The organism is Kordia sp. (assembly GCF_022447245.1).
Classification (GTDB): Bacteria; Bacteroidota; Bacteroidia; order Flavobacteriales; family Flavobacteriaceae; genus Kordia.
Map to the genome: position 1 here is coordinate 86,369 of NZ_JAKVBC010000009.1, position 12,523 is coordinate 98,891.

The 12,523-nt window shown below is 33.9% G+C and carries 9 protein-coding genes; 7 read left to right on the forward strand and 2 right to left on the reverse strand.

From position 1 onward, the window contains the following. Positions 1-125 precede the first annotated feature (125 nt). From MK119_RS08190 to MK119_RS08200, 3 genes are all read left to right on the forward strand, one after another. Positions 126-2,615, forward strand: a complete 2,490-nt coding sequence (locus MK119_RS08190; RefSeq protein WP_290672850.1) for a T9SS type A sorting domain-containing protein — start codon at positions 126-128, stop codon at positions 2,613-2,615. A 248-nt stretch (positions 2,616-2,863) separates the two neighbouring features. Then, a complete protein-coding gene (locus MK119_RS08195) occupies positions 2,864-5,314 on the forward strand; it encodes a LamG-like jellyroll fold domain-containing protein (protein WP_290672853.1) in 2,451 nt (816 codons plus the stop codon). An 80-nt stretch (positions 5,315-5,394) separates the two neighbouring features. Then, positions 5,395-6,192, forward strand: coding sequence for a T9SS type A sorting domain-containing protein (locus MK119_RS08200; protein WP_290672856.1), 798 nt, complete (start codon positions 5,395-5,397; stop codon positions 6,190-6,192). Between the two features lie 546 nt (positions 6,193-6,738). Here the strand turns inward: MK119_RS08200 and purE are convergent. Beyond that, a complete protein-coding gene (gene purE / locus MK119_RS08205; RefSeq protein WP_290672859.1) occupies positions 6,739-7,224 on the reverse strand; it encodes a 5-(carboxyamino)imidazole ribonucleotide mutase in 486 nt (161 codons plus the stop codon). Between the two features lies 1 nt (position 7,225). Beyond that, on the reverse strand, positions 7,226-8,380 hold the full coding sequence (locus MK119_RS08210) for a 5-(carboxyamino)imidazole ribonucleotide synthase (RefSeq protein ID WP_290672861.1): 1,155 nt from the start codon (positions 8,378-8,380) through the stop codon (positions 7,226-7,228). A 138-nt stretch (positions 8,381-8,518) separates the two neighbouring features. On the opposite strand from MK119_RS08210, the gene MK119_RS08215 reads away from it, so the two are divergent. The 4 genes from MK119_RS08215 (at position 8,519) to MK119_RS08230 (ending at position 12,514) form a co-directional block, all read left to right on the forward strand. Further along, positions 8,519-9,679: an adenylate kinase gene (locus tag MK119_RS08215; RefSeq protein ID WP_290672864.1), complete on the forward strand. Its 1,161-nt coding sequence runs from the start codon at positions 8,519-8,521 to the stop codon at positions 9,677-9,679. Then, positions 9,669-10,475 carry a DUF3050 domain-containing protein gene (locus MK119_RS08220; RefSeq protein WP_290672867.1) on the forward strand — a complete coding sequence of 269 codons (807 nt, stop codon included), beginning with the start codon at positions 9,669-9,671 and terminating at the stop codon, positions 10,473-10,475. Before MK119_RS08215 ends, MK119_RS08220 begins: the two co-directional genes overlap by 11 nt. Positions 10,476-10,494: 19 nt before the next feature. Next, entirely contained in the window at positions 10,495-11,490 is a 996-nt protein-coding gene (obgE, locus tag MK119_RS08225) for a GTPase ObgE (protein ID WP_290672870.1), read from the forward strand. A 64-nt stretch (positions 11,491-11,554) separates the two neighbouring features. Next, positions 11,555-12,514 (forward strand): hypothetical protein, encoded by a 960-nt coding sequence (locus tag MK119_RS08230; protein ID WP_290672872.1) that lies wholly within the window; start codon positions 11,555-11,557, stop codon positions 12,512-12,514. Positions 12,515-12,523 lie beyond the last annotated feature (9 nt).

Consider the following 12,523-nt stretch of genomic DNA (forward strand, 5'->3'; position numbering starts at 1 on the left):
ATTGTGTATTTAATCGAAATTCGAAATTTAGTAGTATAGGAAAAACCTAATTAAAATTGTTGTAGGTAAGTTTATGTAAATAAGTTTGATTTTCTAATTTTTTGAGACTCAAAGATAAAGATTTTATGTATAACGAAATTGCCCAAATGATGAAAAGTAATATGATGAACAAAATAGTAACTCTTGTTTTATTAACAATAGTTATACCTACCTTAGTTGCTCAGCCTTCTTCTGATGGTTTTTACCTTGATGGAGTAGATGATTATATCATTGTACCTAATACCACAAACATTAACAGTACCACCACTAATAATAGAACTTACGAGACGTATTTTAAAGTTACGTCTACAAGTAATAGACAAATGATTTTTAAAGAAGGAGCAGGGATAAGAGCAGTAATAGCCTATGTTGAAAATGGATACTTAATTATGGGAGCGTATAACAGATCTGATTATAATCCACAATGGCAAGGGACGTATTATAGAAAAGCTATTTCGGCAAATACATGGTACCATTTTGCATTAGTATTTGATAATGCACAACCAGCAAATGCTTCCTCAAATCCTATGACAGCTTCTGCAAATACAGCCTTGAAATGGTATTTGGATGGCGTATTGCAAACAGAATTGTCAGGATATCAAGTTGGAGCACATAATTCATTACGAATTGGTTATAAAAATGAAGGACTTCGTTTTCCAACATGCAGTTCGTGGACAACTTCAGGAGCATCAGAGTACTGTTTTGGATCTATCGCAAATGATGGTGGTGGAGATGAATATTATTTTCAAGGAAATATTTGGGGTTTTAGACTTTGGAATAATGCACGTTCAGCTTCAGAAATTAATGATAATAAAGATGCCTTAATAACTGCTGTAGGAACAAATGGTTTGGTTGCAGCTCTAGATGGAGATACACTTACATATTTAAACAGTGGGAATACCCCTGTAGATGTAAATGCCTCAAACATATCTTCAATTACATGGTCAGCGACAGCAGCTTCTGGTAATTGGAATACAGCAGCAAACTGGGATGGAGGAGTCGTACCTGATGCCTCGAAATTGGAATCGGTTGTTATTCCAAGTTCTACAAATCACCCAGTATTAAATTCACATATCAAAGTAGGGAAAATTCAAGTAGATGGATCTGCTTCTATTACTGTCAATGCAGGAGCTACTTTAGATGTATATTATGATCTTACAAATAACGGAACCATTACAGTTGAGAATAATGCTTCATTAATCTTTAGAGAAAACAAGGCGGTAAGTGGAACAGGAGACTATGTAGTATTGCGTGATTCACCAGATTACACAAATAGATATTTTTATTCGTTTTGGTCTACACCAATAACAGAAACTAATGCGAATATTGCTACAATCTTTCCTAATGTAGGCGGATATAATTATTATTGGGATGCTTCACCAACAGATGCTTTTTGGAATAATGATCATTCTAATATGGGAGTGGGTAGAGGTTATGCTTTTAGAGCGAATCATTATAATGTAGAAACAGCTAGGTTTTCAGGAACAGTTAATAATGGAGATATTACGGAACCTGTATACTATACAAATGATCCAGATACCGGTGAATCAGGGTATAATATAATAGGAAATCCTTATCCATCTGCAATTGATTGGGAATCTTTTCAAAAAGACAACTCTGATGTCATTGAAGGTACATTATATTATTGGAGACAAACAGAAGCACCGACAGGAGATAACTTAGCTACAGATTATATAGAATATAACAATACAGGTTCAAACCCATTAGGAGCTGCTGATGGAAATGTAGGAACAGCACAAGGGTTTGCTATACAAGCAAAAGCAGGAGGTGGAACAGTTACTTTTAAAAATACACATAGAGTCGTAGCAAATAATACGCAATTCTTTAGACCAAGCAGTACAGGTTTACTTACGTCTGAATCAAAAGCTGTAACAACAAGCCATAGTCAAACAGATGGAAGATTATCATTGCGTTTGTCAGGAGGCGGATTGTATGCGACACAGTTAATAGGATTTATTCCAGAAGGAACTACAGCTTATGATGACACGTATGATGGAGCATTTATAAATGAAGGAGCAGGAATCGAGTTTTATTCATATATTTCAGATAGTAAAATGTCAATACAAGCATTACCAGAATTAACAAATACAGATGTAGAAGTTCCATTAGGATATCAAGTATTGTCAAGTGGAACATACACTTTGCAAATAGATGCAGAATACTTATCACAAGATTTTGATATTATTTTAGAAGATAGGTATGAAGGAACATTTACTGATTTAAGACAAACAGGATATGTGTTCACAACAAGTCCAACAGAAGAAAATGATCGTTTCTTTTTAAAAGCTCAATACAGAAATACATTAGGAATAGAGGATATAGATACATCTGAAGTGGCTATTGCAACGTTGTTCAAAGAGAATCGATTGGTAACAATCACAGATTACAGAGACATTAAAACGGTTACGTTACATGATATTTCAGGAAAGCAATTGCTCCAAAATGAATATGCTGATAACTTACTGACTCCTCAGTTATCCCAAGGAATATATTTAATAAGTTATACTACCACTCATGGTACAGTTATAAATAAGAAAGTTGTTAAAAAGTTGTAAATGTATTTGTTATCAGTGATTTGGGTTGTTTTTTATCTACAGATATTGTAGTTTCAAATGTCAAGACAGGTATTTGGTCGGGATATTTATTAGTTTTATCGATTATATAAGTATTTCTCTGTAGGAAAAACTATTTTTATGAAAGGTCATCATTTAAGCACTTGACTGAATTTGATTTTTTCGTCAATCTACGTTGACCTGAGACATACTAACTACGTTTATATATATATTATAAAAAGCCCTAAATTATGAAAAAAATATATATGTTGACTCTACTAGTGTTTAATACATTAGTAGCGATGGCACAACCACCAAATGATGGTTACTATTTAGACGGAGTTGATGATTTTATCGATTTGATTGACTCAAACAATGTGAATCTTCTAACCATAAATAATAGAACCATTGAAGGATATTTCAAAGTTGACGACGCTTCTAGCAGACAAGTTATCTATGAGGAAGGTGGTGGAGGACGTGCAATTGTTATGTTCGTCGATGCTGAATTCTTAATTGTCGGAGCATACAACCGCAATAACTCTGATTATACACCCAGATGGGCAGGTACTTTTTTCAGAACTCCAATTAGTGATGACACTTGGTACCACGTTGCATTAGTTTTTGATAATGTTTCTATTCCAACAGGAAGCCCTATTTCTGCGAATGACAATACCAATTTGAAATGGTATGTAGATGGAGTGCTTTTTGACGAAAGAGCAGGTTTTGAAGTAAGAAGTCATGGAGGAAATGTAAATCTAGGTAGGTCTGATGGAAATTTGCGATACCCAAATTGTGGGACATGGACTGCTAGCGGGAGCTCTGAGTATTGTTTTGGATCAACATCGTCAAGCGGTGCTAGCAATAATTTTGGCGGTAATATTTGGGGGTTCAGAGTTTGGAATGATGTACGTACACCCACTGAAATAAATGATAACAAAGCAGTATTAATAACAACTGTTGGATCAGATGATTTAGTTGCAGCTCTAGATGGAGATACCATTTCTTACTTGGACAGTAGTGATAATGTGATTACAAGTTCTGGAAAAAATAAGACTGAACTTACTTGGTCTGCAACAGCTGCTTCCACAGATTGGACTGACGGAGCCAATTGGGTTGGTGGAATAGCACCTGACAATACCAAATTGGAATCGGTTACAATACCATCTTCAACTAATTATCCAGTACTTAATACTCATGTTCTTACAGGAGAACTTAATTTGGATTCTACCGCAAATATCACTGTCAACGCAGGTGCAACATTAGATGTACATTATGATTTTACAAACAATGGGATCATTACAGTAGAAAATGATGGTTCATTATTGACAAGAAAAAATACTTCAATTAACGGTACTGGTGATTTTGTGATAAAACGAGATTCTCCAAATTATTCTGATAGATATTTTTATTCTTATTGGTCGACACCAATTGACGAAAGTAATAGCAATATAGCAAGTATATTTCCTAATGTAGGTGGATATGATTATTATTGGAATGCTTCAGCTACCAATGCATTTTGGAGTAATGATCACACAGAAATGCAGGTAGGTAGAGGGTATGCTTTTAGAGCAAATCACTTTAATGTTGAAACAGCAATATTCACAGGAACCGTAAATAATGGAGATATAGTTGAGCCAGTGTATTATACCAATGATCCAAATACTGGGGAATCTGGTTATAATATCATAGGAAATCCTTATCCGTCTGCAATTGATTGGGAATCATTTCAAAGCGATAATTCTGATGAAATTCAAGGAACTATATATTATTGGAGACAAACCGATTCACCAATTGGAGATAACTTGGCATCTGATTATATAGAATACAATAATACTGGATCAAATCCATTAGGAGCTGCTGACGGGAATATTGGTACAGCTCAAGGATTTGTGGTACAAGCCAAGAATACAGGATCTGGAGCAGTAACATTCAAAAACTCACACCGATTGATCGCTGCGAATACTCAATTCTTTAGACCCAGTGGTAATGCAGGAAATCCTGCACTTTCGTTTACAAATAGCAGTTCTAGTGATAGTTCAACAGACGGACGTTTATCATTGCGTTTATCAGGAGGCGGATTGTATGCAACACAGTTAATAGGTTTTATTCCTCAAGGTACTGTAGACTATGATGATACGTATGATGGTCCTTTCATTAATGAAGGAGCAGGAATTGAATTTTATTCATACATTACAGATAGTAAAATGTCTATTCAAGCATTACCAGAATTAGACAATACAGATATTGAAGTTCCATTAGGCTATCAAGTACTCTCAAGTGGAACTTATAGTTTATCCATTGATGCAGAATATCTTTCAGAAGATTTTGACATCATTCTAGAGGATAGATACCAAGGTACATTCACTGATTTACGTCAAACAGCGTATACGTTTACAACAAGTCAGACAGAGGAAAATGATCGTTTCTTTATCAATGTTCAATATAGAAATACATTAAATATTAATGATCTTGAAATAGAGGCAGATCAAGTAAATATCTTGCTTGATGGTAATGAATTGCAAACATACACTGAACGTACAGACTTTGATACTATTGCGATTTTTGATATATCAGGAAAACAACTAATTCAACAAGAATATGCTGGTGTGATAATATTACCGCCATTAGCTAGAGGAGTTTATATTGTAAAATATACAACAGAATCTGGGATCGTACTTGTGAAAAAAATCTTAAAGTCTTAACATAAAGAATTAAGAATAAACGATAAATTTTGTTTATCATTGTCATAGAGATTTTAATAACACCTTAAATGATCTCTATCATGAAGATAAAATTTTTAATAACTATTATTTTTATGGGTACGTTTTGGGTTAGTCACTCGCAAGAGTATGAAAACTCAAGTTTTTATCATAAAAAGTCTCAAGATCAGGTTCCAGTAAAAAGCACTGAAAATAGCCCAACGGATGGACGAATTTCATTGCGTTTATCGGGAAATAGTTCTTTTGTTACCATTTTATTAGGATTTATACCAGAAGGAACCGTAAACTTTGACGATGGATATGATGGTCTATTTATAAATAATGGGCAGGCAATAGAATTCTATTCGTTTTTAGGATCAACACAACTCTCCATTCAAGCATTACCAGAATTAACCAATGTAAATGTACAAGTGCCTTTGGGATACGAATTGACCTCTGATGGTTCCTACACCATATCAATTGATGCAGAATTTTTAAGTCCTGATTTTGATATTATTTTAGAAGATAGAGATCAAAATGTGTTTACAGATTTAAGACAAACAGGTTATACCTTCTCAGGGACTACAGGAGAAGAACACGATCGTTTTTTTCTAAACTTAGATTATCTCAATGCATTAGAGATCAATCATTCTGAAAAGAAATCTAATAAAGTTATTGCTTATTTTTTTGCTGATCGATTAAAAATACAAACTAAAAGAAACGATATAAAAACAGTACAGATGTTTAGCATCACAGGGAGACAAGTTTTTTCTTCTAATTTTGCGAATGAAATGACCATTAAAAACCTAAAAAAAGGAGTCTACATCATACAATATACCACAGTTACAGGAGCAAAAATGATCAAAAAGATCATAAAATAGATATAATAAATCCACTTTATCGGTAATTGGTGTATTTTATCGATTCTTAAAAGAAATATTTTTAGCTATTCTTCAAACTATCAGATAATTAAGAATTTTGTCTTGTTGATTTAGTAGAGATAAAATTTCATGGTTTAGTAATATAATATATGTAACCTACTTGACGCATAATTACAATCTTGATAGCCCTATTAACTGTTTTATAATTAAAATGGATTGGTTGATGTAAAACCCTTTAAGGAAGCTTAAAGGGTTTTTTTAAGTTTAATTGAAGCTGAAATAGGTGTTTTTTCCTAAGAAATGTCTTTCGTCGAAAAGTTTGGTCACTTTAACGATAAATGTGATTTTTATGTGTTTGAACACTAAAAAATACTAGCAATACAATACTTTTGAGCCATCATTACAAACTACTTTTATCCAGAAAGGATTTTTGGGATAAAAAATGATTAATAATATGGTAGGTTAGTTTTATTTTTGAATGGTTTGTAAAGATAAAAAAGCCGCTTTTCGAAGCGGCTTTTACTATTTTATGATGTTAAGTATTTTTTATTGAGACACTTTCTTTGCGCCTTCAATTACTTTTTGTTTCAATCCTTCTTTGTATACTAAAATCTTATCCAATACACATTTGTCAGAACTTCCAATAATTTGAGCTGCCAAAATTCCAGCATTTTTCGCACCATCTAATGCAACAGTAGCTACAGGAACGCCGCCTGGCATTTGTAAAATGGACAATACAGAATCCCAACCATCAATAGAGTTCCTAGATTTTACAGGAACACCAATTACAGGCAGAGGAGATAACGAAGCCACCATTCCAGGTAAATGCGCAGCGCCACCAGCACCAGCTATAATCACATGAATACCACGTGTGTGTGCATTTTTTCCATAATCGAATAACTTCTCTGGAGTTCGATGTGCCGATACAATATCGACATCGATCTCAATGTCGAAACCTTTTAAAATATCAATTGCTTCTTGCATTACAGGAAGATCACTTGTACTTCCCATAATAATTCCCACTTTTGCCATATTATTTGCTAATTACGTTGATTGTTTGTTTTACTTCTGCGGCTATTTTTCGTGCTTCAGCTACATCTTCATTGACAATAGTAACATGTCCCATCTTACGAAATGGACGTGTTTGTTTTTTTCCATAAATATGTGGCGTTACACCTTCAAGTTGCATAATTTTTTCAATATTCTCATACAATACGTCTCCAGTATATCCTTCAGCTCCAACTAAGTTCACCATAATTCCAGCTACTTTACTTTCCGTTTTTCCTAATGGAAGACCTAAAATAGCACGAATATGTTGTTCAAATTGATCTGTATAACTAGCTTCAATACTATAATGTCCACTATTATGAGGTCTTGGCGCAACTTCGTTTACCAAAATCTCATCGTTTTGTGTTTGAAACATTTCTACAGCCAAAATTCCTGTGTGCTCAAATGCTTCAGAAACTTGCAAAGCTACTTTAGTCGCCTTTTCTTCTATGTCTGCTGGAATTCGTGCTGGACAAATTACATATTCTACTTGATTGGCTTCTGGGTGAAACTCCATTTCTACAACTGGATAGGTTTTCACTTCCCCCGAAACATTACGTACCACAATCACAGCGAGCTCATTTTTGAAGTCTACCAATTGCTCACACATACATTCTACATTCGGTAAATTTTCCAAATCCTCTACAGAGCGTACCACTTTTACGCCAGTACCATCATATCCAAACTGTGTACTTTTCCAGACAAATGGAATAGAAATCACATCATTTTCTACACTATGCATTAATTCTTCCAAAGATATATAGATAGAAAATGGTGCTGTTGGAATATTGTGTTTTTGATAAAAAAGCTTTTGAATACCTTTATTTTGAATGGTTTGCAATGTTTTTGCAGAAGGATACACTTGTACACCTTCATCTTCCAGCTTTTGTAAAGCATCTACATTTACGTGTTCAATCTCAAAAGTTAAGACATCTACATTTTTACCAAAATTATATACGGTTTCAAAGTCCATCAAATCACCTTGATGAAACTCATTGCAGGCTATTTTACAAGGTGCTTCGGCATTTGGATCTAATACAGAAGTATACACATCAAACTTTCGTGTTGTATACAATAGCATCTTTCCTAATTGACCGCCACCTAGGATTCCTAATTTAAAATTAGAGGAGAAATAATTCATTAGTTTTCACATTTTGGACAAAAGTACAAATCTAAACTCGTAAAAGTAAACTCGTTAAACGTAATTCATAAATCAATTTGTATCTTTGCACCTTTAAAATGATTTCGGATCATTATTTGGAAGAAATAAACAGATAAAATGTCACTTTTTTTAGTAAAAAAACAGCATATTTATCAGAAAGCATTTAAAAACGTGATCAAATTACACGACAAATATTTCAAGAAATTTATCTCTGAAGCCCAAATTCAAGAGACTGTAGCAAAAATAGCTTTGGAAATGGCAGAAGATTTAGAAGATGAAAATCCAATCTTCGTAGGAATCTTGAGCGGTGTTTTTATGTTTTTTTCAGATTTTATGAAAATCTATCCATATCAATGTGAGATGAGTTTTGTAAAATTATCTTCCTATCATGGAACTTCTTCTTCAGGTGATATAAAAGAGTTAATCGGACTTTCTCAAGATATTGAAGGAAGAACAGTGGTGGTTTTAGAAGACATTATTGACACTGGAAATACTTTAGAAGAAATATACAAAATATTCAAGGCAAAGAAGGTGAAAGACTTTAAAATAGGAACCTTATTTTTTAAGCCAGAAGCATATCAAAAACAATACAAAATAGATTATATCGGGATGGAAATTCCTAATGAATTTATCGTGGGCTACGGATTAGACTATGACGAATTGGGAAGAAATTTACCCGAAGTTTATCAATTACACAATCACAACATGATCAATTTAATTTTATTCGGAAAGCCAGGTGCTGGAAAAGGAACACAAGCAAACTTCTTAAAAGAAAAATACAACTTAGTGCATATTTCTACAGCAGACGTATTTAGATATAACATCAAAAACGGAACTGAGTTAGGAATTTTAGCGAAGTCGTTTATGGACAAAGGAGATTTAGTCCCTGATGAAGTAACTATTAATATGTTGCAAGCAGAAGTAGAGAAGAATCCTGAAGCTAACGGATTTATTTTTGACGGTTTCCCAAGAACTACTGCACAAGCAGAAGCGTTGGATAATTTCTTAGCTATAAAAGACATGGGAATTTCTGCAACAATAGCATTAGAAGCAGACGAAGATATTTTAACTGAACGCTTATTAGAACGTGGAAAAGTAAGTGGTCGTGCAGATGATCAGGACGAAGAAAAAATTAGAAATCGTTTTGACGAATACAATCAAAAAACAGCGCCGTTAATTGACTTCTACAAGAAGCAGAACAAATTTTACAGCGTTGATGGAATTGGAACTATTGAAGAAATCACGGTTCGTTTAAGTACTGTTATTGATGATTTATAATAAAGAAATATACATACAAAAACTAACAGAAGAATTGGCGCCACTACAACAACAAATAGTGGCACATTCTTTATACAACAAAGTGAATTCTGTAACAGCGTTAAACACGTTTATGGAATATCATGTGTTTGCCGTATTTGATTTTATGTCCTTATTAAAGGCACTACAAATACACTTAACACAAACAACGTTACCGTGGATTCCGAAAGGAAATCCTGTAACAAGACGCTTTATCAACGAAATTGTTTTTGGAGAAGAAAGCGATATTGACAAAGAAGGAAAACCAATGAGTCACTACGAAATGTACGTAGAAGCTATGGAAGCATCGGTAGCAAATACAGGAAAAATTACGAAATGTATCTCACATATTGCAACAGGAAAAAGTATTACCGAAAGTTTAATCGCGGTTAACGCACCAAAAGCAGTACAAGATTTTGTAAACTTTACCTTTGCAATTATAGAAACGCAAGAAGTTCACAAAATTGCGGCAGTTTTTACTTTTGGTAGAGAGGATTTAATTCCAGATATGTTTTTGGAAATGGTCAAAGGAATTGATCAAAAAGGAATTAATGTCAATTTAGATAAATTCATATATTATTTAGAAAGACATATTGAACTTGATGGAGACGAACACGGACCATTGGCATTACAGATGATTCAAGAACTATGTGGTTCCGATGCTCAAAAATGGACAGATTGCATTGAAGTAAGCAAACAAGCACTGCAACATAGAATTGCGCTTTGGACAGCAATTGAACAAGAAATAGAAGTACATTCGCAACGCCAATTCGCGTAACGAAAAAAATAGAGAAACAATGACTGAAGGGAATTTTGTAGATTATGTAAAAATGCATTTGACTTCCGGAAACGGAGGAAAAGGTTCTATGCACTTACTGCGTGAAAAATATAATGCTAAAGGTGGACCTGATGGTGGTGATGGAGGACGTGGTGGACATATCATTGTACGCGGTAATCAAAACCTGTGGACATTGTTTCATTTTAAATTGAAGAGACATCATAAAGCAGGTCATGGAGCGCACGGAAGCGGAAACCGAAGTACAGGAGCTGATGGAGACGATATCTTTTTAGATGTACCTCTAGGAACCGTGATTCGCGATACGGAAACTAATAAAGTAATTCTGGAAATTACAGAACATGGCGAAGAGCGTATCATAGCAAAAGGAGGAAAAGGCGGACGCGGAAACTGGCATTTTAAATCGTCAACCAATCAAACGCCTCGATATGCACAACCAGGAATTTCAGGCGAAGAAATTGATGTTATTTTTGAATTGAAAGTCTTAGCTGATGTTGGTTTGGTAGGATTCCCAAATGCAGGGAAATCAACTTTGCTTTCGGTTATTACTTCAGCAAAACCTAAAATTGGAGATTACGAGTTTACAACTTTAAAACCAAATTTGGGAATCGTAGAATACAGAGATTACAAAACTTTTGTGATGGCCGATATTCCAGGAATCATTGAAGGAGCTTCTGAAGGAAAAGGTTTGGGACATTACTTTTTACGTCACATTGAACGTAATTCTACCTTACTCTTTTTAATTCCTGCAGATAGTGCAGATATTTCCAAAGAATATGACATCTTACTCAATGAATTAAAGAAATACAATCCAGAAATGTTAGATAAAGAACGCTTCATTGCTATTTCAAAATCTGACATGCTTGACGATGAATTGAAAGCAGAGATGAGCGTAGAACTCGATAAAGATTTAAAAGTTCCGTATATGTTTATCTCTTCGGTGGCACAACAAGGCATCATGGAATTGAAAGACAAACTCTGGGAAATGTTAAACTAATAATAAGAAGCGACTTTTAAAGTCGCTTTTTTTTATATCTTACTTTGAATAATAGCTTGTTATCATGAAAAAGCATCTTACGTTACTACTCTTAATTTTGGCGATCCATTTTTGTCAAGGGCAGGAGATACACATTACTGATAATATAGCATATGTAAATAACAAAGCGTATGTGAAATTGGAAAAGAAAAGTAAGCGGAAATACTTTGTTTACGATGTAAAAACGCATGAAAAATTACTCAAAGTAAAAGTGTCATCAATATACAACGAGCGATATAATAGATACGATTACAATACGAGCATGTACTTTTATCCCATAAAAAAGAACTTGGCTTTTAGAGATGTTGTCATAAAAGACGAAACAAGTTTAGTACAATTTTTACATGATGAAGGCATGTTTTTGTCACACAAAACTTTGAGTACTAAAACGCTATTAGAAGAATACAAACGGTTGAGCGCAAGAGCAAAATGTGACAACATATTGAAGAATGATTTCTCTCAAGTAATCAACGATCATTTTGTTTCTATTGTAAACAAAGACACTTTAATCATCAATGAAATTAAATATAGATGTGTGTATTCGGCTTTTTATACAAAAAAAGCTATGTATGATCGTTTTGGGAGATGGAATAAAGCAGTTTTTCCATACAAAGGTGCACAAAGTCCAAATCTCATTTGGAATAACATTCAACTATTGGATGATGTCGATAAAAAATTTACAGTTATTGCTAGAGGTTTAGAATCTAGACAGACAATATATGCTTCTATGATGATTTTAGACGAAAACGGAAGAGATATGTTAGCAGAAAAAGCGCCATATCGATTTCGACTCACAGAGCTTTTTGGACATTACATAAAAAATAATTCTAGAAATGAACATTTCTATGAAGCCTATTGGACTACTTTCAATCCTGAACGTTGGAAGAAAATTCAAGAATATAAACGTTCTAAAAATAGTGTGCGAGCAACATCTCCTTTCTTTCAAGAACCGACTAAAACGAGAACATTTGTAAAGCATCAATAGTAAAGGTTT

Coding starts and splice junctions, on each gene's coding strand:
- purE (WP_290672859.1), bottom strand. CDS start 7,224: ATGGCAAAAGTGGGAATTATTATGGGAAGTACAAGTGATCTTCCTGTA.
- obgE (WP_290672870.1), top strand. CDS start 10,495: ATGACTGAAGGGAATTTTGTAGATTATGTAAAAATGCATTTGACTTCC.
- MK119_RS08200 (WP_290672856.1), top strand. CDS start 5,395: ATGAAGATAAAATTTTTAATAACTATTATTTTTATGGGTACGTTTTGG.
- MK119_RS08230 (WP_290672872.1), top strand. CDS start 11,555: ATGAAAAAGCATCTTACGTTACTACTCTTAATTTTGGCGATCCATTTT.
- MK119_RS08220 (WP_290672867.1), top strand. CDS start 9,669: ATGATTTATAATAAAGAAATATACATACAAAAACTAACAGAAGAATTG.
- MK119_RS08190 (WP_290672850.1), top strand. CDS start 126: ATGTATAACGAAATTGCCCAAATGATGAAAAGTAATATGATGAACAAA.
- MK119_RS08195 (WP_290672853.1), top strand. CDS start 2,864: ATGAAAAAAATATATATGTTGACTCTACTAGTGTTTAATACATTAGTA.
- MK119_RS08210 (WP_290672861.1), bottom strand. CDS start 8,380: ATGAATTATTTCTCCTCTAATTTTAAATTAGGAATCCTAGGTGGCGGT.
- MK119_RS08215 (WP_290672864.1), top strand. CDS start 8,519: ATGTCACTTTTTTTAGTAAAAAAACAGCATATTTATCAGAAAGCATTT.